General features: G+C 71.1%; 24 protein-coding genes and 3 tRNA genes. 22 read left to right on the top strand and 5 right to left on the bottom strand.

The genetic code is table 11. The features are described 5' to 3' along the window. Nucleotides 1-4 precede the first annotated feature (4 nt). The 18 genes from leuD (at nucleotide 5) to RGE_RS06185 (ending at nucleotide 17,444) form a co-directional block, all read left to right on the top strand. Complete coding sequence (gene leuD / locus RGE_RS06100; protein WP_014427459.1) at nucleotides 5-655, top strand: 3-isopropylmalate dehydratase small subunit; 651 nt, start codon at nucleotides 5-7, stop codon at nucleotides 653-655. Between the two features lie 25 nt (nucleotides 656-680). After that, complete coding sequence (leuB, locus tag RGE_RS06105; RefSeq protein WP_014427460.1) at nucleotides 681-1,772, top strand: 3-isopropylmalate dehydrogenase; 1,092 nt, start codon at nucleotides 681-683, stop codon at nucleotides 1,770-1,772. A 90-nt stretch (nucleotides 1,773-1,862) separates the two neighbouring features. Then, nucleotides 1,863-2,996, top strand: coding sequence for an aspartate-semialdehyde dehydrogenase (gene asd / locus RGE_RS06110; RefSeq protein ID WP_014427461.1), 1,134 nt, complete (start codon nucleotides 1,863-1,865; stop codon nucleotides 2,994-2,996). Between the two features lie 228 nt (nucleotides 2,997-3,224). After that, complete coding sequence (locus tag RGE_RS06115) at nucleotides 3,225-5,804, top strand: FimV/HubP family polar landmark protein (protein WP_081528211.1); 2,580 nt, start codon at nucleotides 3,225-3,227, stop codon at nucleotides 5,802-5,804. Further along, nucleotides 5,797-6,621: a tRNA pseudouridine(38-40) synthase TruA gene (gene truA / locus RGE_RS06120; protein ID WP_014427463.1), complete on the top strand. Its 825-nt coding sequence runs from the start codon at nucleotides 5,797-5,799 to the stop codon at nucleotides 6,619-6,621. The genes RGE_RS06115 and truA overlap by 8 nt, the downstream gene beginning before the upstream one ends. A 13-nt stretch (nucleotides 6,622-6,634) precedes the next feature. Further along, complete coding sequence (locus RGE_RS06125) at nucleotides 6,635-7,267, top strand: phosphoribosylanthranilate isomerase (protein WP_014427464.1); 633 nt, start codon at nucleotides 6,635-6,637, stop codon at nucleotides 7,265-7,267. Between the two features lie 18 nt (nucleotides 7,268-7,285). Further along, nucleotides 7,286-8,533, top strand: a complete 1,248-nt coding sequence (trpB, locus tag RGE_RS06130; protein ID WP_014427465.1) for a tryptophan synthase subunit beta — start codon at nucleotides 7,286-7,288, stop codon at nucleotides 8,531-8,533. Next, complete coding sequence (gene trpA, locus RGE_RS06135) at nucleotides 8,530-9,339, top strand: tryptophan synthase subunit alpha (protein WP_014427466.1); 810 nt, start codon at nucleotides 8,530-8,532, stop codon at nucleotides 9,337-9,339. Before trpB ends, trpA begins: the two co-directional genes overlap by 4 nt. A 14-nt stretch (nucleotides 9,340-9,353) precedes the next feature. Next, nucleotides 9,354-10,226 carry an acetyl-CoA carboxylase, carboxyltransferase subunit beta gene (gene accD / locus RGE_RS06140; protein ID WP_014427467.1) on the top strand — a complete coding sequence of 291 codons (873 nt, stop codon included), beginning with the start codon at nucleotides 9,354-9,356 and terminating at the stop codon, nucleotides 10,224-10,226. Between the two features lie 55 nt (nucleotides 10,227-10,281). Next, nucleotides 10,282-11,565: a bifunctional tetrahydrofolate synthase/dihydrofolate synthase gene (folC, locus tag RGE_RS06145; RefSeq protein WP_014427468.1), complete on the top strand. Its 1,284-nt coding sequence runs from the start codon at nucleotides 10,282-10,284 to the stop codon at nucleotides 11,563-11,565. A 6-nt stretch (nucleotides 11,566-11,571) separates the two neighbouring features. Beyond that, nucleotides 11,572-12,420 (top strand): SPOR domain-containing protein, encoded by an 849-nt coding sequence (locus RGE_RS06150; RefSeq protein ID WP_014427469.1) that lies wholly within the window; start codon nucleotides 11,572-11,574, stop codon nucleotides 12,418-12,420. Continuing rightward, nucleotides 12,420-12,917: a CvpA family protein gene (locus RGE_RS06155; RefSeq protein ID WP_014427470.1), complete on the top strand. Its 498-nt coding sequence runs from the start codon at nucleotides 12,420-12,422 to the stop codon at nucleotides 12,915-12,917. Before RGE_RS06150 ends, RGE_RS06155 begins: the two co-directional genes overlap by 1 nt. 11 nt (nucleotides 12,918-12,928) lie before the next feature. After that, entirely contained in the window at nucleotides 12,929-14,437 is a 1,509-nt protein-coding gene (gene purF / locus RGE_RS06160) for an amidophosphoribosyltransferase (RefSeq protein ID WP_014427471.1), read from the top strand. 4 nt (nucleotides 14,438-14,441) lie between these two features. Next, nucleotides 14,442-15,647, top strand: coding sequence for an O-succinylhomoserine sulfhydrylase (locus tag RGE_RS06165; RefSeq protein WP_014427472.1), 1,206 nt, complete (start codon nucleotides 14,442-14,444; stop codon nucleotides 15,645-15,647). Further along, the gene (gene gltX, locus RGE_RS06170) at nucleotides 15,644-17,032 is read left to right on the top strand and encodes a glutamate--tRNA ligase (protein WP_014427473.1); all 1,389 of its coding nucleotides are present in this window, start codon (nucleotides 15,644-15,646) and stop codon (nucleotides 17,030-17,032) included. The genes RGE_RS06165 and gltX overlap by 4 nt, the downstream gene beginning before the upstream one ends. 52 nt (nucleotides 17,033-17,084) lie before the next feature. Next, nucleotides 17,085-17,160 (top strand) — tRNA-Ala (locus RGE_RS06175). Between the two features lie 38 nt (nucleotides 17,161-17,198). Then, nucleotides 17,199-17,274 (top strand) — tRNA-Glu (locus RGE_RS06180). Nucleotides 17,275-17,368: 94 nt separating this feature from the next. Continuing rightward, nucleotides 17,369-17,444 (top strand) — tRNA-Glu (locus RGE_RS06185). A gap of 40 nt (nucleotides 17,445-17,484) precedes the next feature. On the opposite strand, the gene RGE_RS06190 is transcribed toward RGE_RS06185, so the two are convergent. After that, complete coding sequence (locus tag RGE_RS06190; protein WP_014427474.1) at nucleotides 17,485-18,147, bottom strand: TetR/AcrR family transcriptional regulator; 663 nt, start codon at nucleotides 18,145-18,147, stop codon at nucleotides 17,485-17,487. Nucleotides 18,148-18,253: 106 nt separating this feature from the next. Here RGE_RS06190 and RGE_RS06195 point away from each other — a divergent pair, with 106 nt between their 5' ends. Both RGE_RS06195 and RGE_RS06200 read left to right on the top strand, forming a co-directional pair. Further along, the gene (locus tag RGE_RS06195; RefSeq protein ID WP_014427475.1) at nucleotides 18,254-18,949 is read left to right on the top strand and encodes a DAPG hydrolase family protein; all 696 of its coding nucleotides are present in this window, start codon (nucleotides 18,254-18,256) and stop codon (nucleotides 18,947-18,949) included. A 78-nt stretch (nucleotides 18,950-19,027) separates the two neighbouring features. Further along, nucleotides 19,028-19,303, top strand: coding sequence for a hypothetical protein (locus RGE_RS06200; protein WP_052310972.1), 276 nt, complete (start codon nucleotides 19,028-19,030; stop codon nucleotides 19,301-19,303). Here the strand turns inward: RGE_RS06200 and RGE_RS06205 are convergent. The 3 genes from RGE_RS06205 to RGE_RS06215 form a co-directional block, all read right to left on the bottom strand. Beyond that, nucleotides 19,270-19,485: a hypothetical protein gene (locus RGE_RS06205; RefSeq protein ID WP_014427477.1), complete on the bottom strand. Its 216-nt coding sequence runs from the start codon at nucleotides 19,483-19,485 to the stop codon at nucleotides 19,270-19,272. The two genes, RGE_RS06200 and RGE_RS06205, sit on opposite strands and share 34 nt — an antisense overlap. A gap of 53 nt (nucleotides 19,486-19,538) precedes the next feature. Next, the gene (locus tag RGE_RS06210) at nucleotides 19,539-19,961 is read right to left on the bottom strand and encodes a DUF1810 domain-containing protein (RefSeq protein WP_014427478.1); all 423 of its coding nucleotides are present in this window, start codon (nucleotides 19,959-19,961) and stop codon (nucleotides 19,539-19,541) included. Between the two features lie 102 nt (nucleotides 19,962-20,063). Beyond that, a complete protein-coding gene (locus tag RGE_RS06215; protein WP_052310973.1) occupies nucleotides 20,064-21,803 on the bottom strand; it encodes an ABC transporter ATP-binding protein in 1,740 nt (579 codons plus the stop codon). 253 nt (nucleotides 21,804-22,056) lie between these two features. Between RGE_RS06215 and RGE_RS06220 the strand changes: the two genes are divergently transcribed. After that, the gene (locus RGE_RS06220) at nucleotides 22,057-22,587 is read left to right on the top strand and encodes a DUF3280 domain-containing protein (protein WP_014427480.1); all 531 of its coding nucleotides are present in this window, start codon (nucleotides 22,057-22,059) and stop codon (nucleotides 22,585-22,587) included. Here RGE_RS06220 and RGE_RS06225 read toward each other — a convergent pair. After that, entirely contained in the window at nucleotides 22,575-23,090 is a 516-nt protein-coding gene (locus RGE_RS06225; RefSeq protein WP_043783857.1) for a hypothetical protein, read from the bottom strand. The genes RGE_RS06220 and RGE_RS06225 overlap by 13 nt on opposite strands. 41 nt (nucleotides 23,091-23,131) lie before the next feature. Between RGE_RS06225 and RGE_RS06230 the strand changes: the two genes are divergently transcribed. After that, nucleotides 23,132-23,965, top strand: a complete 834-nt coding sequence (locus RGE_RS06230; RefSeq protein WP_014427482.1) for a DUF72 domain-containing protein — start codon at nucleotides 23,132-23,134, stop codon at nucleotides 23,963-23,965. Nucleotides 23,966-23,967 lie beyond the last annotated feature (2 nt).

Below are 23,967 nucleotides of genomic sequence, written 5' to 3' on the forward strand. Positions count from 1 at the left end.
CGCCATGCAAGCCTTCACCGTGCACAAGGGGCTCGTCGCCCCGATGGACCGCGCCAACGTCGACACCGACGCGATCATGCCCAAGCAGTTCCTGAAGTCGATCGCGCGCACCGGCTTCGGCCCCAACCTGTTCGACGAGTGGCGCTACCTGGACCGCGGCGAGCCCGGCCAGGACCCGGCCGCGCGCAAGCCGAACCCGGACTTCGTGCTCAACCAGCCGCGCTACGCCGGCGCCTCGGTGCTGCTGGCGCGCGAGAACTTCGGCTGCGGCTCCAGCCGCGAGCACGCGCCCTGGGCGCTGCAGCAGTACGGCTTCCGCGCGATCCTCGCGCCGAGCTTCGCCGACATCTTCTTCAACAACTGCTTCAAGAACGGCGTGCTGCCGATCGTCCTGCCCGAGTCGCAGGTCGCGCGCCTGTTCGACGAGGTCGCGGCCTTCCCGGGCTATACGCTGACGGTGGACCTGCCGCGTCAGGTGATCGTCAAGCCCGACGGCAGCGAGCTGCCTTTCGACGTGCAGCCCTTCCGCAAGTACTGCCTCGTCAACGGCTTCGACGACATCGGCCTGACGCTGCGCCACGCCGACAAGATCCGCGCCTTCGAAGCCGAGCGCCTCGCCAGGATGCCCTGGCTCGACCAGCGCCTCGTCGGCTGAGCCCCGTTTATCGCCAAGGAAGACCATGAAGATCGCCATCCTCCCGGGTGACGGCATCGGCACCGAGATCGTCGCCGAAGCCGTCAAGGTGCTGAACGTGCTGGACCTGCCGTTCGAGACCGAGACCGCGCTCGTCGGCGGCGCCGCCTACGCCGCGCACGGCCACCCGCTGCCGGAATCGACGCTGGCGCTGGCCAAGGCCGCCGACGCGGTGCTGTTCGGCGCCGTCGGCGACTGGAAGTACGACACGCTGGAGCGTTCGCTGCGCCCCGAGCAGGCGATCCTCGGCCTGCGCAAGCACCTGGGCCTGTTCGCCAACCTGCGCCCGGCGCTGTGCTACGAGCAGCTGACGCACGCCTCGAGTCTGAAGCCCGAACTCGTGGCGGGCCTGGACATCCTGATCATCCGCGAGCTGACCGGCGACATCTACTTCGGCCAGCCGCGTGGCCGCCGCATCGCCGTCGACGGCCACTTCCCGGGTGCGGAAGAAGCCTTCGACACGATGCGCTACAGCCGCCCGGAGATCGAGCGCATCGCCCACCTGGCGTTCCAGGCGGCGCGCAAGCGCCGTGGCAAGGTGACCAGCGTCGACAAGGCCAACGTGCTGGAGACCTTCCAGTTCTGGAAGGACGTCGTCACCGAGGTGCACGCCCAGTACCCGGACGTCGAGCTCGACCACATGTACGTCGACAACGCCGCGATGCAGCTCGTCAAGGCGCCGAAGAAGTTCGACGTCGTCGTCACCGGCAACATGTTCGGCGACATCCTGTCCGACGAGGCGGCGATGCTCACCGGCTCGATCGGCATGCTGCCCAGCGCGTCGCTCGACAAGAACAACAAGGGCCTGTACGAGCCCAGCCACGGCAGCGCGCCGGACATCGCGGGGCAGGGCATCGCCAACCCGCTGGCTACAATCCTGTCCGCCGCCATGATGCTCCGCTACACCCTCTCCCAGCCCGAAGCCGCCGACCGGATCGAATCCGCGGTGCGTGCGGTGCTGGCCGCAGGTCTGCGCACGGCCGACATCTGGTCCGAAGGCACGCAGCGCGTCGGCACCGCCCGGATGGGCGACGCCGTCGTCGCGGCGATCACCGGCAAAACGATTACCAAGAGCTGAAGCTCTCGGATCGTCTCGCCCCCACTCCAGGACCCCGGCGAAGCGAGCCGGGGGGAGCGGCAAGGGGTCCGGGACACGTCGAAAGGTGAAATGATGGCACTCGTAGGATTGGTCGGCTGGCGCGGGATGGTCGGTTCCGTGCTGATGGATCGCATGCGCGCCGAGAACGACTTCGCGCTCATCGAACCGGTGTTCTTCAGCACCAGCAACGTCGGCGGCGCGGCCCCGGCCGAGCTCGTGAAGAACGAGACGCAGCTGCAGGACGCGTACGACATCGCCGCGCTCAAGCGCTGCGACATCGTGCTGACCTGCCAGGGCGGCGATTACACGACCGAGGTCTTCCCCAAGCTGCGTGCGGCGGGCTGGAACGGCCACTGGATCGACGCGGCGTCGACGCTGCGCATGAACCCCGACGCGGTCATCGTGCTCGACCCGGTCAACCTGCCGGTGATCCAGAACGCACTCGCCAACGGCGGGCGCAACTGGATCGGCGGCAACTGCACCGTCAGCTGCATGCTGATGGGCGTCGGCGCGCTGTACAAGGCCGGGCTCGTCGAGTGGATGAGCACCCAGACCTACCAGGCGGCCTCGGGCGGCGGCGCGCAGCACATGCGCGAGCTGCTGACGCAGTACGGCACGCTCAACGCCGAGGTCCGCAGCCTGCTCGACGACCCGAAGAGCGCGATCCTGGAGATCGACCGCAAGGTCATCGCCAAGCAGCGCGCGCTGACGCCCGAGGAGACGGCCAACTTCGGCGTGCCGCTGGGCGGCTCGCTGATCCCGTGGATCGATAAGGATCTCGGCAACGGCCAGTCCAAGGAAGAGTGGAAGGGCATGGCCGAGACGAACAAGATCCTCGGCCAGGGCGAAGGTTTCGGTTCGCCGGCGGTGCCGGTCGACGGCTTCTGCGTGCGAGTCGGCGCGATGCGCTGCCACTCGCAGGCCCTGACCTTCAAGTTGAAGCGCGAAGTGCCGGTCGCCGACATCGAGGCGATGATCGCCGCCGACAACGAGTGGGTGAAGGTCGTGCCCAACACCCGCGAAGCGACGCTGCGCGACCTGACCCCGGTGGCCGTCACCGGCACGATGACCATTCCGGTCGGCCGCATCCGCAGCCTGGCGATGGGCCCCGAGTACATCGGCGCCTTCACGATCGGCGACCAACTGCTCTGGGGCGCGGCCGAGCCGCTGCGCCGCATGCTGCGCATCCTGCTGGAGCAGTGACGCGCCGCGCCGGCCGGCTCGTTGCCGGCCGGCAACAAGGCGTGCGAGCCGCGGAATTGGCCGCACTTCGCTCCCGAATGTCAGGCTTTGGGTGAGCTTGTCTGCCTATATGCTTGACATCGTTGTGATTTCCGTCGCAGGTGCCGGCCATAATCCGCGTTTTCCCGGCGACGAAAATCGAGGCGGCCCGCGCGGGTGCGCCGTCCGGGACGTGTTGTGGGAGACGCCTTGAATCACCGTTCGACGAACGCGGCGCGTTTCGCGCTGACCGGGGTGGCGCTGGCCGCCGCCTGCCTCTGGGGCACGCCCGCCTGGGCGCTCGGTCTGGGCCGGCTCAACGTGCAATCGGCCCTGGGCGAGCCGCTGCGCGCCGAGATCGACGTCACCAGCCTGACCCCGGAAGAAGCCGGCACGCTGAAGCTGCGCATCGCGCCGCCCGACGCCTTCCGCGCCGCCGGCGTCGAATACAACGCCGTGCTCGGTGACGCCCAGGTCTCGCTGCAGCGCCGGCCCGACGGCCGCCAGGTGCTGCGCCTGAGCAGCGACCGCAGCATCGTCGAACCCTTCGTCGACATCATCCTCGAAGCCAACTGGGCCACCGGCCGCCTGGTGCGCGAGTACACGATGCTGTTCGACCCGCCGTCGTCGCGGGCGGCGCAGACGCCGCCGGCGCCGGTGGCCTCGCCGTCGATCTCGCCCGCGCCGTCGCCGGTGCGTCCACCGGCGCCCGCCGCGCCGGTTCAGACCCCGGCGCCGGCCATCGCGCCGCCGCCGGTCGCCGTGACCCCGCCGGCCCCGGCCCTGAAACCGGCGACGCGCCCGGCGCCCAGCAAGGCCAGGACCAAGGCGGCCAAACCCGCGGAAACGCCGCGTGCCGCCGAGACCGCCGAGCAGGTGCGTGTGCGCCGCGGCGACACGCTGTTCGGCATCGCCTCGCGCACCCAGGCCGCCGGCGTCTCGCTCGACCAGATGCTGGTCGCGCTGTTCCGTGGCAACCCGGACGCCTTCGTCGGCGACAACATGAACCGGCTGAAGTCGGGCGCGGTGCTCACCGTGCCCTCGGCCGAGAGCGCGAACAAGACCACGCCGGCCGAGGCGCGCGGCATCATCCTCGCCCAGTCGGCCGACTTCGCCGCCTATCGCCAGCGTCTGGCCGGCAGCACGACGGCCGCTGCCGAACAGCCGGCGCGCCAGGCCAAGGGCAAGGTCCAGGCCAGCGTCGAAGACCGTCGCCAGACCGCGGCGCCGACGCCCGACAAGCTCAAGCTCTCTCAGGGCGCGGTCAAGTCCGCGCCCGAGGCCAAGCTCTCCAAGGAGGCCGAGCGCCGCGCCGCCGACCAGCGCCTGGCCGAGCTGGCGCGCAACGTCGACGAGCTGAAGAAGCTGCAGGGCGCGGCCTCCGCGCCGCCGCAAGCCGCCCCCGCGCCGGCCGCCAAACCCGAGCCGGCTTCCGCGCCGGCGGTGACGGTGGCTGCCGCGCCGCCGGTCGCTTCCGCTCCCGAAGCCGCGTCGGCGGCCGAGCCGGCGTCGGCTGCTGCGTCCGCAGCCGCCAAGAAGCTGAACAAGATGCCGCCTCCGCCGATGCCGGTCGACGAGGAGCCGGGATTCCTCGAGTCGATGCTCGACAACCCGATGCTGCTGCCGGCCGGCGGCCTGCTCGTCGCGCTGCTCGGCGGCCTGCTGATCTGGCGCCGCCGCCAAGCCGCGCAAGGCGGCGGTGGCGAGACCTCGTTCCTCGAAAGCCGGCTGCAGCCCGATTCCTTCTTCGGCGGCAGCGGCGGCCAGCGTGTCGACACGCGCGAGGCCGCGCCCTCGGGCGCGCCGTCGTCGATGAGCTACTCGCTGTCGCAGCTCGACGCGATCGGCGACGTCGACCCGGTCGCCGAAGCCGACGTCTACCTCGCCTACGGCCGCGACCTGCAGGCCGAGGAGATCCTCAAGGAGGCGATGCGCGCCAACCCCGAGCGCATGGCGATCCGCGTCAAGCTGCTCGAGGTCTACGTCAAGCGCCGCGACATCAAGGGCTTCGAGCTGCTCGCCACCCAGGTCTACACGATGACCCAGGGCAGCGGCGAGGACTGGGAGAAGGCCCAGGAACTGGGCCGCCAGATCGACCCCGAGAACCCGCTGTACCAGCCGGGCGGGGCGCCGACGCTGGAAGTCGGCCCGGGAGGCAAGGTCATCGAACCGCTGGCCGCGACGACGCTGCCGCACGCCGCCAAGCCGGCACCGTTCGCGCCCGAGGAGTCTTCGCTGCCCCCCGAGCCGGCGCCCGCGCCGGCGTCGCTCGACCTGGATCTGGACCTCGACGCGCCGTCCGCACCGTCGCCGCTGGCGATGGAGGCGACCAAGCCGATCCCGCGCGACGAAGGCCCGGTCTCCGACAACACGCCGCTGGACTTCGAGCTGCCGCTGGTCGACACCGGCCCGGCGCCGCTGGACGAGCCGATCCCGACGCCCGAGATGTCCTTCGGCGAACGCGCCGACGCCACGCCGCCGGCACCGATGGACGCGCTGGACTTCGACCTCGGCGACCTGGCACCGCCGGCCCCGGCAGCGGCGCCGTCGCAAGCGGCCGCGCTGGACGCCGGCGAACCGGCGCTGGACTTCAGCGACTTCGGCCTGGGCCCGGATTCGCTGCCGCCGATCGGCGACGGCGACCCGCTGGCGCGCAAGCTGGAGCTGGCCGAGGAGTTCCGCCAGATCGGCGACCTCGAAGGCGCGCGCGATCTGCTCGACGAAGTCATCGCCAAGGCCGACGGCGCTCTGAAGGCCAAGGCCCAGGCCATGCTGTCCTCGCTTGGCTGAACACGACACCGGCGGCCCGGCCGTCGCGCCGGGCGGCCGCATCGCGCTGGGCGTCGCCTACCGCGGCGCGCGTTATCACGGCTGGCAGTCGCAGCCCGACGGCCGCACCGTGCAGGACGTGCTCGAACGCGCGCTGGGCCAGTTCGCCGCCACGCCCGTCTCGACGCTGTGCGCCGGCCGCACCGACGCCGGCGTGCACGCCTTCAACCAGGTCGTGCACTTCGACGCGCCGGTCGATCGCGACGAGTTCTCCTGGGTGCGCGGGACCAACCGCTATCTGCCCGACGACGTCGCGGTGCAGTGGTGCCGGCTTGTCGACGCCCGTTTCCACGCCCGCAACAGCGCCCACGGGCGGCGCTACCGCTTCGTCATCCTCGAAGCGCCGGTGCGCCCGGCGATCGAGGCCGGCGCCTGCGGCTGGGTCTTCCGGCCGCTGGACGGCGACGCGATGCGTGCCGCCGCGACGCACCTGATCGGCGAGCACGACTTCAGCTCCTTCCGCGCCGCCGGCTGCCAGGCGCTGACGCCGGTGAAGACGATGCGCTCGATCGGCGTCGAGCGCCGCGGCGCCTACTGGCGCATCGAGTTCGACGCCAGCGCCTTCCTGCACCACATGGTGCGCAACATCGTCGGCTGCCTGGTCGCCGTCGGCAGCGGCCGCCAGCGGCCGGAGTGGATGGCCGAGGTGCTGGCCGCACGCAGCCGCGACGCCGCCGCGCCGACCTTCCCGCCGGACGGGCTGTACTTCGTCGGCCCGTACTACGATCCGGCCTTCGCCATCCCCGAGCACACGCCGGCCATGGACTGGCTGGTCTGACGCTTCCCGCCCGATGTCCCGCACCCGGATCAAGATCTGCGGCCTGACGCGCGAGGCCGACGTGGCCGACGCCGTCGAGGCCGGCGCCGACGCGCTGGGCTTCGTGCTCTACCCGAAGAGTCCGCGTGCGGTGACGCCCGAGCGCGCCGCCGAGTTGGCGCGCCGGCTGCCGCCTTTCGTGACGCCGGTGCTGCTGTTCGTCAACGCCGCGCCGGAGACGATCGCGCACGCCGTGCGCCTGGTGCCGCAGGCGCTCGTGCAGTTCCACGGCGACGAGACGCCCGAGCAGTGCGCCGCCGTCGGGCGCCCCTGGCTGCGCGCCGCGCGCATGGCGCCGGGGTTCGATTTGTTAGACTTCGCCCGGCGCCATCCCGGCGCGACGGGCCTGCTGCTCGACACGCATGTCGAGGCTTACGGCGGGAGCGGAAAGGTCTTCGATTGGTCACTGATACCACCAAGCGTGCCCGTTCCGGTCGTTTTGTCTGGTGGGTTGAATCCTGCCAACGTGACCGATGGGGTGCTTCGAGTCCGGCCCTGGGCCGTTGACGTCAGCTCCGGCGTCGAGCGCGACAAAGGCATCAAGGATGCCGCGCTGATGCGCCGGTTCTGCCAAGCGGTGCGCGAGGCCGATGCCCGCACCGCCTGAATCGAAGGACACCTCACCATGCTGAATTACGACCAGCCCGATGCCCGCGGGCATTTCGGGCCTTATGGCGGCAGTTTCGTCGCCGAAACCCTGACCCACGCGCTGCACGAACTGCAGGACGCCTACGCCCGCTACCGCGAGGACCCCGAGTTCGTGGCCGAGTATCGCTACGAGCTGAAGCACTTCGTCGGCCGCCCGAGCCCGATCTACCACGCCGCGCGCACCAGCCGCGAACTCGGCGGCGCGCAGATCTACCTGAAGCGCGAGGACTTGAACCACACCGGCGCGCACAAGATCAACAACGTCATCGGCCAGGCGCTGCTCGCCAGGCGCATGGGCAAGCCGCGCGTGATCGCCGAGACCGGCGCCGGCCAGCACGGCGTCGCCACGGCGACGATCTGCGCGCGCTACGGCCTGGAGTGCGTGGTCTACATGGGCAGCGAGGACGTCAAGCGCCAGAGCCCCAACGTCTACCGCATGCATCTGCTCGGCGCCAAGGTCGTGCCGGTGGAAAGCGGCAGCAAGACGCTGAAGGACGCGCTCAACGAGGCGCTGCGCGACTGGGTCACCAACGTCGAGAACACCTTCTACATCATCGGCACGGTGGCCGGCCCGGCGCCGTACCCGGCGATGGTGCGCGACTTCCAGCGCATCATCGGCGACGAGTGCCTGGAGCAGATGCCCGAACTCGCCGGCCGCCAGCCCGACGCGGTGATCGCCTGCGTCGGCGGCGGCAGCAACGCGATGGGCATCTTCTACCCGTACATCCGCCACGAAGCCACGCGGCTGATCGGCGTCGAGGCCGCGGGGCAGGGCCTGGAGACCGGCAAACACGCCGCGTCGCTGTCGGCCGGCTCGCCCGGCGTGCTGCACGGCAACCGCACCTATCTGCTGCAGGACGACAACGGCCAGATCACCGAGACGCACTCGATCTCGGCCGGCCTCGACTACCCCGGCGTCGGCCCCGAGCACGCGTATCTGAAGGACATCGGCCGTGCCGAGTACGTCGGCATCACCGACGACGAGGCGCTGAAGGCCTTCCACCACCTCTGCCGCACCGAGGGCATCATCCCGGCGCTGGAGTCCAGCCACGCACTGGCCCACGCGATGAAGATCGCGCCGACGATGCGCCCCGACCAGATCCTGCTGGTCAACCTCTCCGGCCGCGGCGACAAGGACATCGGCACCGTCGCCGACCTGTCCGGTGCCGACTTCTATTGCCGCCCCTCGTGCCGCGGCCAGACGGTGAAGGGGGGCCAGCAATGAGCCGCATCGCCGCCACCTTCGAGGCCCTGGCCCGTGACGGCCGCCAGGCGCTGATTCCCTACGTCACCACCGGCGACCCGTACGCCGACGCGACGCCCGAGATCATGGCCGCGCTGGCCGAGGGCGGCGCCGACGTCATCGAGCTCGGCGTGCCGTTCTCCGACCCGATGGCCGACGGCCCGGTGATCCAGCAGGCCGGCGAACGCGCGCTGGCGCGCGGCATCGGCCTGGCCCAGGTCTTCGCCGCGGTGCGCGCCTTCCGCGAGCACAACCAGCACACGCCGGTCGTGCTGATGGGCTACGCCAACCCGGTCGAGCGCTACGACGGCCGCCACGGCGACGGCGCCTTCATCCGCGACGCGGCGGCCGCCGGTGTCGACGGCGTGCTGATCGTCGACTACCCGCCCGAGGAGTGCGAGGACTTCGCCGCGCGCCTGAAGGCCGCGGAGCTGGACCTGATCTTCCTGCTGGCGCCGACCTCCACCGACGAGCGCATGCGCCAGGTCGGACGGCTGGCCAGCGGGTATGTGTACTATGTCTCGCTGAAAGGCGTCACCGGCGCGGGTCACCTCGACACCGCGGCGGTGGCGGCGATGTTGCCGCGCATCCGCGCGCAGGTTCAGACGCCGGTCGGCGTCGGCTTCGGCATCCGCGACGCCGCGACGGCGCGCGCGGTCGCGGAGGTCGCCGACGCGGTCGTCATCGGCTCGCGGCTGGTGCAGCTGCTCGCCGAGCAGCCGCGCGAGGCCGTGGCCGCCGCGGCGCGCGACTTCATCGCCGGCATCCGCGCCGCGCTGGACGCATAACTAGGAGTGAACCGATGAGCTGGTTGGAAAAGCTGCTGCCGCCGAAGATCCAGCCCACCGACCCGAGCGAGCGCCGCACGGTGCCCGAAGGGTTGTGGATCAAGTGCCCGTCCTGCGAGACGGTGCTCTACAAGACGGACCTCGAGCAGAACGTCAACGTCTGCCCGAAGTGCGGCCACCACCATCGCATCGGTGCCCGCGAGCGCCTGGACCACTTCCTCGACGCCGAAGGGCGCTGGGAGATCGGCCAGGAGGTGCTACCGGTCGACGCGCTGAAGTTCAAGGACAGCAAGAAGTACCCTGAGCGCCTGAAGTCGGCGCTCGAGACCACCGGCGAGACCGACGCGCTGGTCGTCATGGGCGGCGCGGTGATGAGCGTGCCGCTCGTCGCCGCCTGCTTCGAGTTCGACTTCATGGGCGGCTCGATGGGCTCGGTGGTCGGCGAGCGCTTCGTGCGCGGCGTCGAGGCGGCGATCGAGCAGAAGGTGCCCTTCGTCAGCTTCGCCGCCACCGGCGGCGCGCGCATGCAGGAAGGCCTGCTGAGCCTGATGCAGATGGCCAAGACCAACGCCGCGCTGACGCGGCTGGCCAAGGCCAAGCTGCCTTACATCAGCGTGCTGACCGACCCGACGATGGGCGGCGTGTCGGCCAGCTTCGCTTTCGTCGGCGACGTCGTCATCGCCGAACCGAAGGCGCTGATCGGTTTCGCCGGCCCGCGTGTCATCGAGAACACGGTGCGCGAGAAGCTGCCCGAGGGCTTCCAGCGCAGCGAGTTCCTGCTGCAGAAGGGCGCGCTCGACATGATCTGCGACCGCCGCCAGATGCGCGCCACCGTCGCCCGATTGCTCGCCAAGCTGCAGCGCCAGAGCGCCGACGCGGTCGCCTGACCGCTTCCATCCGTCTGACCGGACACCGGGCCCTTCGCGGCCCGGTTTTGCTTCCATGACCGCCTTGCCCGCCACGCTGGACGACTGGCTCGCTCACTGCGAGCGCATGCACCCGATCTCGATGGACCTGTCGCTGGAGCGCACCGTCGAGGTCCGCCGCCGGCTCGGCATCGAGTTCACGATGCCGCTGATCGTCGTCGCCGGCACCAACGGCAAGGGGTCGACCTGCGCGATGCTGGAATCGATCGCGCTGCAGGCCGGCTACCGCGTGGGCCTCTACCAGAAGCCCGAACTGGTGCACTTCACCGAACGCTGCCGTGTCGACGGCCGGCCGGTCGACGCCGACGCGCTGCTGCCGCACTTCGACGCCGTCGAGCAGGCGCGCGGCGACATCACGCTGACCAAGTTCGAGTTCACGACGCTGGCCATCGCCCGGCTGCTGGCGCAGGCGCCGCTGGATCTGGTGATCCTCGAAGTCGGCCTTGGCGGGCGCTACGACGCCGTCAACGCCTTCGACGCCGACTGCTCGGTCATCACCAGCATCGACCTGGACCACACCGAGTTCCTCGGCCCCGACCGCGAGAGCATCGGCTTCGAGAAGGCGCACGTGATGCGCACCGGCCGCCCGGCGATCGTCGGCGACCCGCTGCCGCCGGCCAGCGCCGTCGACCACGCCCGCGAGATCGGTGCCGACCTCTGGCTGGCGGGGCGCGACTTCCGCCACGACGGCGACCGCCAGCAGTGGAACTGGGCCGGCCGCGGCCGGCGCTACAACGGCCTGGCCTTCCCGGCGCTGCGCGGCGCCAACCAGCTGCTCAACGCCTCGGCGGCGCTGGCGGCCTTCGAGAGCCTGCGCGAACGCCTGCCGATCACCGCCCAGGCGGTGCGCACCGGGCTGGCGCTGGTCGACCTGCCGGGGCGTTTCCAGGTCGTGCCGGGGCAGCCGGCGCTGGTGCTGGACGTCGCGCACAACCCGCAGTCGGTGGCCGCGCTGGCGCTCAACCTCGACGCGATGGGTTTCTACCCGCGTACCCGGGCGGTCTTCGGCGCGATGCGCGACAAGGACATCGCCGGCGCGCTGGCGAAGATCCGGCCGCTGATCGACGCGTGGCACGTCTGCACGCTGCCGACGGCGCGCGCCGCGACGCCCGACGAGCTCGCCGCCGTGCTCGGCGACACGACGCCGGTGCATCGCCACGCCACGCCGACCGAGGCCTTGCAGGCCGCGCTCGCCGCGTCCGACCCAACCGATAGAATCGTCGTCTTCGGATCGTTCTACACCGTGGGCGGCATCCTGCGCGACGGCCTGCCGCGGCTGTCGGCGCCGCACGCCGGCTGACACCCGATGCCCCTGCCTTCGTTTCTGAAGCGTTCTCCTTCCCCCGCCCGCGAGCGCCGCAGCGCCGCGCCCGCCGACGACGGCGCCGACGTCCAGGCCGCGCGCACCCGCGCCCGCCGCCGCCTGATCGGCGCTGCGGTGCTGCTGGTCGCCGGCGTCATCGGCTTCCCGCTGGTCTTCGACACCCAGCCGCGCCCGTTCTCGGTCGACGTGCCGATCGCGCTGAACGGCGCATCGGCGTCCGGCGCCTCGCTGCCGCCGCGCAGCGCGCGCGCCAGCGGTGTCGTCGTCGCCGACGCGCCGGTCGACGAGGAACCGTCGTCAGCGCCGGCGGCCGCGCCCGCCCCGGCGCCGCAGCCCAAGGCCGAGACGCCGCCGGCTCCCGCGCCGGACCCCAAGCCCGCCGCGCCCGAACCCAAGGCCGTGGTGCCGGAGCCGACGAAGCCGGCCGCGCCGGTGGCCTCGGCCCCCGCGCCGGCCAAGCCGGCCTCGGCGCCGACGGTCAAGCCCGACGCCGCAGCGACGATCGCCAAGCCGGCCTCGGCGGTGCAGCCCAAGGCGGCCCACGCCAAGGCCGACGCCGAGCGCGCCAAGGCGCTGCTCGACGGCGCCGCGGCACCCAAGGAAGCGCGTTTCGTCGTCCAGATCGGCGCCTTCGCCGACGCTGCGGCGCTGAACCAGGCGCGCTCGCGTGCCGACAGGAGCGGGCTCAAGAGCTACACCCAGGTCGTCGAGACCAGCGCCGGCAAGCGCACCCGGCTGCGCGTCGGCCCCTTCGACAGCCGCGACGCCGCCGACCGCGCCGCCGCCAAGCTGAAGGCCGCCGGCCTGCCGGCGGCGGTGCTGACGCTGTGATGGCCGCGCTGGGCTGGGTCGACTGGACGCTGCTGGCCGTGCTCGCGGTGTCCACCGTCATCGGTCTGGTGCGCGGTTTCGTCTTCGAGGCCATGTCGCTCGCCGGCTGGATCGTCGCCTGGTTCTCGGCGCAGTGGTTCGCCGCCGATCTGGCGCGCCATCTGCCGGTCGGCACGCCGGGCGGCGCGCTGAACCACGCCGCGGCTTTCGTGCTCACCTTCGTCGCCGCGCTCGTCGTGTGGTCGCTGCTGTCGCGCCTGGTGCGCCTGATCGTGCACGCGACCCCGCTGTCGCCGGCCGACCGCGCGCTCGGCGCCGGCTTCGGCCTGCTGCGCGGCACCGTCCTGCTGCTGGCGCTGGCGACCGTCGTCGCCCTCACGCCGGTGGCGCAATCGTCGTCGTGGCGCCAGTCGCACGGCGCCGTGTGGCTCAATACCGCCATGCAGGGGCTCAAGCCCGTGCTGCCGGTCGATCTGGCCCGGCACCTGCCGGCCTGAAAGGAACTCCCATGTGCGGCATCGTCGGCGTCATCGCGAAGACGCCCGTCAACCAGCTGATCTACGACGCGCTGCTGCTGCTGCAGCACCGCGGCCAGGACGCCGCGGGCATCGTCACGATGCAGGGCACGAAGTGCTTCATGCACAAGGCGCGCGGCATGGTGCGCGACGTCTTCCGCACCCGCAACATGCGCGCGCTGCCGGGCAACGTCGGCCTGGGCCAGGTGCGCTACCCGACCGCCGGCAACGCCTACAGCGAGGAAGAGGCGCAGCCCTTCTACGTCAACGCGCCGTTCGGCGTCGTGCTGGTGCACAACGGCAACCTGACCAACGCCCACGCGCTGAAGCAGGAGCTGTTCGACGTCGACCGCCGCCACATCAACACCGAGAGCGACACCGAGGTGCTGATCAACGTGCTGGCGCACGAGCTCGACAAGGCCGCCACCGGCCTGCCGCTGACGCCGCAGGAGATCTTCACCGCCGTCGCCGCGGTGCACAAGCGCGTGCGCGGCTCCTACGCCGTCATCGCGCTGGTCGCCGGCTACGGCCTGCTGGCCTTCCGCGACCCGCACGGCATCCGCCCGCTGTGCCTGGGCGTCGGCCCCGAAGGCGAGACGATGCTCGCCAGCGAGTCGGTGGCCATCGAGGGCAGCGGCTTCCGCTTCGTGCGCGACATCGCGCCGGGCGAGGCGGTCTTCATCGACGAGGCCGGCCAGACCCACACCCGCCAGTGCGCCGAGGCGCCGCGGCTGAACCCCTGCATCTTCGAGTACGTCTACCTCGCGCGGCCGGACTCGGTGATGGACGGCATCTCGGTCTACCAGGCGCGGCTGAACCTCGGCGAGACGCTGGCCCAGCGCCTGATCTCGACGATGCCGCCGAGCGAGATCGACGTCGTGATCCCGATCCCGGAGTCCAGCCGCCCGAGCGCGATGCAGCTGGCGCACAAGATCGGCAAGCCGTACCGCGAAGGCTTCGTCAAGAACCGCTACGTCGGCCGCACCTTCATCATGCCGGGCCAGTCGGTGCGCAAGAAAAGCGTGCGCCAGAAGCTCAACGCGATCGGCGTCGAGTTCAAGGGCCGCAACGTGCTGCTGGTCGACGACTCCATCGTGCGCGGCACGACGAGCAAGGAGATCGTGCAGATGGCGCGCGAGGCCGGTGCCCGTCGCGTCTACATGGCCAGCGCCGCGCCGCCGGTGCGCTTCCCCAACGTGTACGGCATCGACATGCCGACCAAGGAAGAGCTGATCGCGCACGGCCGCAGCATCGAGCAGATCCGCGAGTTCATCGGCGCCGACGCGCTGATCTACCAGGACGTCGACGCGATGAAGCGCGTCGTCGGCGCGCTCAACCCGAACGTGCAGGGTTTCGAGGCTAGCTGCTTCGACGGCGTCTACGTCACCGGCGACGTCAGTGCCGCCGACTTCCATGCCATCGAGACGCAGCGCAAGCTGCAGTTCGACGAAGAGGACGGCCCGGCCCGCTCTCGTCTGGCGCTGCAGAGCGCCGAGGAATGATCCGATGATCCGCAAGACCGATCTGCCCGCCGACGCGCGCCGCGACACGCTGGCCGTGCGCGAGGGCCTGCCCCGCACCGAATGGGGCGAGAACTCCGAGGCGCTGTTCATCACCAGCAGCTTCGTGCACCCCGACGCCGAGACCGCTGCGCGCCGTTTCGCCAACGAGGAAGAGGCTTTCGTCTACAGCCGCTTCTCCAACCCGACGGTGACGATGATGGAGCGCCGGCTGGCGGCGCTGGAAGGCACGAGCGGCTGCATCGGCACCGCCAGCGGCATGTCGGCGATCCTGCTGCTGGTGCTGGGGCTGCTGAAGGGCGGCGACCACGTCGTCTGCTCGCGCAGCGTCTTCGGCTCGACGATCAAGCTGTTCCAGGACTTCGCCAAGTTCGGCATCGAGACCACGTTCGTCTCGCAGACCGAGGTCGCCCAGTGGCGCGACGCGATGCGCCCGAACACCAAGCTGCTGTTCGCCGAGACGCCGAGCAACCCGCTGACCGAGACCTGCGACATCCGCGCGCTGGCCGAGATCGCGCATGCCGGCGGCGCCAAGCTGGCCGTCGACAACTGCTTCTGCACGCCGGCGCTGCAGCGCCCGGTCGAGTTCGGCGCCGACTTCGTCGTGCACTCGGGCACCAAGTTCCTCGACGGCCAGGGGCGTGTCGTCGCCGGCGCCGTCTGCGGCCCGGCCGAGGCGATCGACGGCCAGCTGGTGCCGGTGATGCGCAGCGCCGGCATGGCGTTGTCGCCGTTCAACGCCTGGGTCGTGCTGAAGGGCCTGGAGACGCTGTCGATCCGGCTGAAGGCGCAGAGCGAACGGGCGCTGGCGCTGGCGCGCTGGCTCGAGGCGCACCCGGCCGTCGAACGCGTCTACCACCCGGGGCTCGAATCGCACCCGCAGCACGCGCTGGCGATGGCCCAGCAAGACGGCTGCGGCGGCGCCGTCGTCTCCTTCATCGCACGCGGCGAGCGCGCCGGCGCCTTCGCCGTCATCGACGCCACGCGCATCTGCTCGATCACTTCCAACCTGGGCGACACCAAGACCACGATCACGCACCCGGCGAGCACCTCGCACGGGCGCTTGAGCGAGGATCAGCGCCAGGCCGCCGGCATCACCCAGGGCATGATCCGTGTCGCGGTCGGCCTCGAAGACATCGAAGACCTGAAGGCCGACCTCGCGCGCGGCCTGGATCAACTGAAACTGGCATGAACGTCCGCACCCGCATTGCCCCGTCGCCGACGGGTTTCCTGCACCTGGGCACCGCGCGCACCGCGCTGTATTCCTGGGCCTACGCCCGACACTTCGGCGGCCAGTTCGTGCTGCGCATCGAGGACACCGACGTCCAGCGCTCGACGCAGGAATCGGTCGACCAGATCCTCGACGCGATGAAGTGGCTGGGCCTGGAATACGACGAAGGCCCGTTCTATCAGACGCAGCGCCTGGAGCGTTACCACGCCGTCATCGAGCAGATGCTCGCCGAGGGCACGGCCTACAAGTGTTATTGCACGCCCGAGGAACTGGACGCGATGCGCGAGGAGCAGCGCGCACGCGGCGAGAAGACGCGCTACGACGGCCGCTGGCGCCCCGAGCCGGGCAAGGTGCTGCCGCCGGTGCCCGAGGGCGTGAAGCCGGTGGTGCGCTTCCGCAACCCGCCGCAGGGCATGGTCGCCTGGGACGACCTGGTCAAGGGCCCGATCATGATCTCCAACACCGAGATCGACGACCTGATCATCCTGCGCCCGGACGGCATGCCGACCTACAACTTCGCGGTGGTGATCGACGACTGGGACATGAAGATCACCCACGTCTTCCGCGGCGACGAGCACATCAACAACACGCCCTGGCAGATCAACATCTTCCGCGCGCTGGGCGCGCCGCTGCCGCGTTTCGGCCACTGCCCGATCATCCTCGGCGAAGACGGGCTGAAGCTGTCCAAGCGCCGGGGCGCGGTCAGCGTCACCGCCTACCAGGAAGCCGGCTACCTGCCCGAGGCGATGCTGAACTACCTCGCGCGCCTGGGCTGGAGCCACGGCGACGAGGAACTGTTCCTGCGCGACCAGATGGTGCGCTGGTTCGACGGCAGCCACCTCGCCAAGAGCCCGGCGCAGTGGGATCCGGCCAAGCTGGCCTGGGTCAACGCCCACTACATGAAGGCGGCCGACGACGCGCGCCTGGCGGGCCTGGTGCAGCAGCAGCTCGCGTCGCGCGGCGTCGCGGTGGGCGACCTGGACCAGCTGACGCGCGCCGCGGCGCTGTTCAAGGACCGCTGCACGACGGTCGTCGAACTCGCCGACTGGGCCGAGATGCTCTACGTGCCGATCACGCCGCGCGACGAGGACCTGCAGGCCCACGTCGGCGAGGCCGTGAAGCCGGCGATCCGCGCGCTGCGCGAGCGCTTCGAAACCCTGGAATGGGACAAGGCGACGATCGCCGCGGCGATGAAGCAGGCGCTGGGCGAGTTCGGCCTGAAGATGCCGCAACTGGCGCCGGCGCTGCGCGTTCTGGTCTGCGGCCGGCCGCAAACGCCGTCGATCGACGCGGTGCTCGCACTGTTCGATCGAAAAATTGTTATCGAACGCTTGCAATCCACCTGAAAGACGTTCTATACTCTTGGTCTCGCTTGAACGGCAACGTCTGTTCCTCGAAGGGGGTATAGCTCAGCTGGGAGAGCGCTTGCATGGCATGCAAGAGGTCAGCGGTTCGATCCCGCTTACCTCCACCAACAGTCAGCGGCGCCGTTCAAAGATGCGAAGGATTTCAGTCCCCTTCGTCTAGAGGCCTAGGACACGACCCTTTCACGGTTGTAACAGGGGTTCGAATCCCCTAGGGGACGCCAAACAGCAAACGGCACCGCAAGGTGTCGTTTGTCTTTTCAAGACCGGTTTTCCGCGTCGGGAGAATCGGTTTCGCACGAGACGACGCAAAGTCCTGTCCCCTTCGTCTAGAGGCCTAGGACACGACCCTTTCACGGTTGTAACAGGGGTTCGAATCCCCTAGGGGACGCCATTCAGGCAGCACACGGCACCGCAAGGTGCCGTTTGTCTTTTCAGGGCCGCGGCGACCACTTGCAAGCCTCGCCGGCCAGCAGCCGCAGCGCCTGCTCGATGCGCGGCCCCGGATCCCACGCCGGCACCGGCGGCGTCAGGCCCAGGGCCATCTGCCTCAGCGGTTCGGCGATCACCATCGACAGCAGCAGGTCGCAGACGAGCTCCGGCTCCTCGACCTTCAGCAAGCCTTTGGCGCACTGGCGCCGCAGCCAGTCCGCCAGCATCGCGCGGCCGCGTTCGATGCCGTTGCGCTGGTAGACCTCCAGCAGGTCCGGCTTGGCCGGGAAGTCGGTGCTCAGCAGGCGGAACAGCCCGACCGCGTCGGCCGACAGCACACGCTCGGCCACCTGCCGCAGGATCGCCGCCAGCGCCGGCTGCAGCTCCGCGGCAGAGCGCACGTCGGCCGCCATCGCCGGGCGGAACGCATCGGTCCAGCTGCGCACGACCAGCGCCACCAGTTCCTCGCGGTTGGCCGCCAGGCGGTACAGCGTCTTCTTCGCCAGCCCGGCGCGTTTCGCCACGGCTTCCATCGTCGCCGCCGCATAACCCTCGTGCAGCAGCAGCCAGGTGGCGGCTTCGACCGCGGCCTCGTGGGCCTCGTGTTCGGGACGGGCAGGGCGCCCGCGTGGCCGGGCGGGTGCGGGCGTGAGGTCGGCGGGCATCGGGCTTCGGATCGTGGGCGGTGCACGATTATCCGTCATTAAAGAAACGTGTTGCGTTTCTTTAATGTACGATGGCGCTTCCTCACCGACCGACAACGGACACGCCATGAACGACCGCGCCTTCGAACCCGACATCTCTCACATCGACGACCTGCTGCAGATCACGCCGCTGCGGCTGGAGACCGGCATCTCCCGCCTGCCCAGCGGCTGCCTGGTGGTCGCCTGCCGCACCGACATGCACGGCTGCAGCGGCCGCATGCTGGACTGGTGGTTCAAGTTCTTCGAGACCACGCAGCACATCAAGTGTTGGCACCCGCACGACCACGTCTCCCACCACGGCTGGGACGCGCGCTGGAAGAAGGGCGAGAACTACATCGGCGCGTCCATCGAAGCCGTCGAGTCGCTCGCTGACATCCCGCCGGTAACGGCCAAGCTCAAGTTCCACGACCCGCGCGAGCTGTTCGACCCGGCGCAGCTGGAAAAGGCTTTTGCCGAGAAACGCGCCTCGGCCGCGGTCTATGCGCGAATCGGCTTCGGCGAGCATGTGCAGCTCGACGTCCACGGCGACCCGCTGGACGGCGAGATGGTGCACCTGGCGCGCGACACGCCTTTCGGCTGCGTGCTGCGCAGCCGTTTCCTGCTCGGTCGCTCCAGCGCCGACCCGGCGCGTGAACTGCCCGATGCGCTCGGCCTCGCGCTGCTGCGCCACTGCTACACCGAGTTCAGCTACCTGTCGCGTTTCCTGCCGTCGCTGTACTACGGCGAACACGCCAACGGCGAAGCGGCGCCGCTGCCCTGGTAATCCGGGCTGCGCCCCCGGCAGGTGCGCGACTTGCCGCCTCGGCCTGCCGGCATGTGCCGGCGCGAGCCGGAGCACGAGATGGCCCAGATTCCCCACCGTGTCGTCGGCGCCTGGCAGGCCGTGCGCGAGTTCGACGAGCGACGTGCCAGCCTGCCCGGCGAGCACCTGGCGACGCTGGGGGCCGGCCTGGTGCTGCTGCGCCAGGCCCCACGAACCTCCTCGACGCTGGCGCGGGTGCTGGTGCTGGCCGCCGGCACGGCCTTGCTGTGGCGCGCCGCCAGCGGCCGCGACGGCCTGCGGCGCTTCAAGCGCGGCGCGGTTCAGCGCGGCGGCGAGCCCGACCCGTCGGCCTGATCGGCCGGCGTGTCCAGCGTGCCGGTCGAACTCGGCCCGGTGCCGTCGGGCTCGATGCGTACCTGCTTGTCCTCGATCGCCTCGTCCTGCACCTGGCGCGGCTGGCCGGCGTGGGCGCGGCGCTGGGCTTCGAGCAGTTCGTCGCGCTGGCGGCGCGTGTCGTCGGTGTCGTTCGGGGTCATCGCGCTCTCCTCGGTCGGGGAGTGCGTGCCGGCAAACCGTGCACCCGTAGGCTTCAGAGCTGGCCGGCGGTGAGCGGGTCCGGGTGGCCGTCGTAGAAGCGCTCGAGCAGGCGCCGGAACACCGGCTCCTCGGGCGCGACGGCGGCGAACAGCGTCAGCGACGAACGCAGCTTCAGGTCGTCGGGGCTGCCGAAGATCTGCAGCGCCGACGCGTGGCCGGGCACCTCCAGCAGCCGTTCGCAGCACTGCCGCAGCCGCGGCCCCAGCACCGGGTGCTGCCAGTAGGCCAGCGCCTCCTCGCGCCCGTGCAGCCCGTACAGGCGCGCGGTCGAACTGCGCCCCAGGCTCGCGAGCTGCGGGAAGATGAACCACATCCAGTGCGTCGTCTTGCGGCCGGCGCCGATCTCGGCGAGCACGCGGTCCATGACCGGATCCTGCGCGTCGACGAAACGTTGCAGGTCGTGGCGGTCTTCCATCTTCGGCCCCAGGCAATCATCGAACCCGTCGCGGCGAGCCCGGCCCGTCGCGTCCCTGGGCCCGGAGGATGCAGCCGGCGCCGAATGCCGGGTTGACCGCCGTCAAGCGGCGGCGGTGGCCGCGGGTTCGTGCCCGCTGCCCAGCAGCATCGCCGCGAACAAGGGCTGGCGGGCCTGCAACTCGTCGACGCGGCCGACGTCGACGACACCGCCGCCGACCATGAACACGACGCGGTCGAAATGCGCCAGCAGCGACATCCGGTGCACCGCCGAGACGATGCAGGCGCCCGGAAACGCCGCCGCCAGCCGCTGGTGCACACGCTGCTCGGTCAGCGCGTCCAAGGCGCTGGTCGGCTCGTCGAGCAGCAAGAGCGAGCTGTCGCGTGCCGCCAGCACGCCGCGCGCCAGCGCCAGCCGCTGGCGCTGGCCGCCGGAAAGGTTGAAGCCGCGTTCGCTCATCGGCGTCGCCAGCCCGAGTGGCAGCGTCTGCAGCACCTCGTCCAGCGCGCTGGCGTGCACCGCCTGCGCCAGTGCCGTGTCGGGCGCGGCGCGTTCTAGCGTGATGTTCTCCAGCATCGTCGCCTCGAAGATCTCGGCTTCCTGCGGGATCAGCGTCGACAGTTCGGCGAGATGGCGGCGGCCGGGCTCAACCACGCCGTCGATCGAGATGCGCCCGCCCTGGGCGTCGTAAAGCCCGGCCAGCACGCGCAGCAGCGTGCTCTTGCCCGAGCCGCTGGGCCCCACCAGCGCGACACGCTCGCCGCGCCGCAACGCCAGGCTGACGCCGTGCAGCCCGCCTCGCGAGGCGCCGGCATGCCGGAAGACGAGGCCGTGCAACTCGATCGCCTGCCAGCGCGCGTCCGGTGCCGCGCCCTCGGCTCGCGGCGGTGGCGCCTCGCGGATCAGCTCGCCGCTGGCGAAGTGGGTGCGCATGCGCGCCAGGTTCTGGTAGTTGGCGGCGATCGAGCCCATCACGCCCGAGGCCTGCTGCGCGTACTGGTAGACCATGAACAGGCTGCCGATCAGCAGCGGGCCGCCGGCCCCCGACGCCGTCGACAGCGCGTAGGCCACCACCAGGCCCCAGCTCAGGCCCAGCCCGAGCAGATCGACCGCGCACCACTTCCATTCGGTCAGCACGATGCTGCGCCGCAGCGGCACGAAGACCGCCGCCAGCCGCGAAGCCAGCATCGTGCGCGTCGCTTCCTGCAGCCGCAGGCTGGCGACGGCCGAGATGTTGCCGACGAAGTCCAGCAGCCGCGCGACGTAGCGGCGTTCGGCCAGGTTCTCGTCGGCGGCCAGGCGCATCAGCGCGCGGTCGAAACGCAGGATCACCGTGCCGATGGCGACGAAGCCGGCCAGCGCCAGCGCCCCGGTCTGGCGCGACAGCAGCGCCAGCGCCACCAGCGGGCCGGCGACGTTGATCACGTTCTGCAAATAGATGAACTGGCTCTGCGTGAAGTCGTAGAGCGCGGTGCCGGTCATCGCGACGCGGTGCTGCAGATCGCCCGAGTGATGGCGCTCGTGCCAGGCCAGCGGCGCATGCACGAGCTGGGTGTACATGCCGTCGGCGACGCTGGCGCGCACGCGCACCGCGACCGAACGCTCCAGCACGCGTGCCGGCCCGTGCAGCGCCCACAGCGCCAGGCTGGTGGCGACGATGGCCAGGATCCAGAGCCCGGCGTCGGCCAGCCCGGCGGCGCCGCGCGTCTGCAGCGTGTCGATCGCCTTGGCCGCCAGCCAGGGCAAGGCGAGCTTGAGCAGCTGCGCGCCGGTCTGCATCGCCAGCGCCGCGCCCAGCCGCGCGCGCACGCCCTGGGCGTGGCGCCAGAGATGGCGGTACATCTGCGGCAACGGGGCCGGTCGGACCGGGATCGGAGCATCGCTCATCGGCTGCCTTGCGTCGGCGGGACAGTCGGCCACTGTAGGAGGCGGCTCGAGGCGCGGGCAGTCGGCGCCCGGCCGCAATGCCTGTCGGAATCCGGCCGACAGGAATCGGCCTTCGCGACGCGGGTCAACGCCAGTGGTCCGCGGCCACGGCCGCCGCGAAGATCGGCACGCCGCCTGCCCCGCCGGGAGCCGACCCGGCCCACACTCGATGCGACACCTGCTGCTCCTGCTCCTCGCCGCCGGCCTGCTGGCCGCGCCCGCCCATGCGCAGACGGCGGAGCCGCCGGCGCTCGCAGTGCTCGACGTCGAACTCGTCGACGACCACCTGAACCCGGCGACCGTCGTCGACCAGCAGCGCCGCCTGGCCGAGGCCGGCGAGCAGCTGCGGCGTGAGCTGGCCGCCACCGGCGCCTACCGCGTCGTCGAGCTGGCGCCGGCCGCGGCGCTGGTCGAGCGCCTGCGCGGCCAGCACGAGTACCTCTACCGCTGCGACGACTGTGCCGACCAGGTCGGCCGCGCGTTGGGCACGCGGCTCGTGATGAGCGCCTGGGTGCAGAAGGTCAGCGAGCTGATCCTCAACGTCAACCTGCAGGTGCGCGACGTCGACAGTGGCCGCCTGGTGCTGACCAAGTCGGCCGACATGCGCGGCAACCGCGACGAGTCCTGGCGCCGCGCGGTGCACTTCCTCGTGCGCGACCTCGCCGAGCGCCGCGCACGCGACCCGGCTTACGGGCGTTGAGCGGTGGTGGCGGCGGCCGCGGGGCAAGCCTGGGCGCTGCGCCAGCCTTTCAGGAAGGCGCGGCGTGCGCCGCCGGCGGTCACCGCGGCGGCGACTTCGCGCGAGTGGCGTTCGGCCCCGGTCAGCTTGCGGATCCAGCCGCGGAACGGGACGATGTCCTCGGCGGTGCTGCGCACGGCGCCGACGGCGGCATCGCCGGCGATGTCGCCGCCGCGTTCCAGCAAGCCGCGTTCGGCGCCCGGCGGCGCGTCGAGGTCGGGGCCCAGCGCCTCGTCGAGCGCGGCGATCTCGGCTGCGCTGCTGGCGCAGCTGGTGTCGGGCGCCAGCCGGTACGGCCCCTTGCGCGCCGCGTGCAGCGCTTCGGGGATGGACTCGCGCACGACGTTGAGGTCTCGCAACGGCGTCGTCGCCGCATTGCCGGCGCGGCCGACCTCCTGGGACGCGCAGGCGCCGAGCAGGCCGGCCACGAGGGCGGGCAAAAGCAATCGAACGGGCATGGACATCGCCGGAGTATCTCCGCGGGGCTGACGCAAAGGAGCAATGGATGACGGCCACGATCCGCGTGGGCATCGGCGGCTGGGTCTACGAACCCTGGCGCGAGACCTTCTACCCGCCCGGCCTGCCGGCCGCGCAGGCGCTGCCCTATGCCAGCGCCCGGCTCGACACGATCGAGGTCAACGGCACCTTCTATCGTTTGCAGCGGCCCTCGACCTTCGCCGCCTGGCGCGACGAGACGCCCGAGGGTTTCGTCTTCGCGCTGAAGGCCCCGCGTTTCGCCACCTACCGGCGGGCGCTGGCCGAGGCCGGTGAAGCGATCGAGCGCTTCGTCGCCAGCGGCATCGCCGAACTGGGCGCCAAGCTCGGCCCCGTGCTCTGGCAGTTCGCGCCGAGCAAACGCTTCGACGCCGCCGAGATCGAGGCCTTCGTGCGCCTGCTGCCGCGCGAAGCCGGTGGCCGGCCGCTGCGCCACGCGCTGGAGCCGCGCCACGACAGCTTCCGCTCGCCCGAGTACGTCGAGCTGGCGCGCCGGCTGGGTGTGGCGACGGTCTTCACCGACTCCGACCTGCACCCCTCGTTCGCCGACCCGACCGGCGACTTCGTCTACGCCCGGCTGATGCGCACGCAGTCGGACGAGCCGCTGGGCCTGTCGCCGCGCGTGTTCCCGGCGCTGGCCGCCTGCGCGCGCGACTGGCGCGACGGCGGCGAGCCCGAGGGCCTGCCGCGCGTGCTGCCGCCCCTGCCGCCCGGGCCGCCGCGCGACGTCTTCCTGTTCTTCATCGCCGGCGCGAAGGAGCGTGCGCCGGCCGCGGCGATGACTTTGCGGCGCGTGCTGGCCGAAGCCGAGGGCGAGCAGCCGCCTTCGCCGCAGCTCGCCTGAGG

The organism is Rubrivivax gelatinosus IL144 (genome assembly GCF_000284255.1).
GTDB classification, from domain to species: domain Bacteria; phylum Pseudomonadota; class Gammaproteobacteria; order Burkholderiales; family Burkholderiaceae_C; genus Rubrivivax; species Rubrivivax gelatinosus_A.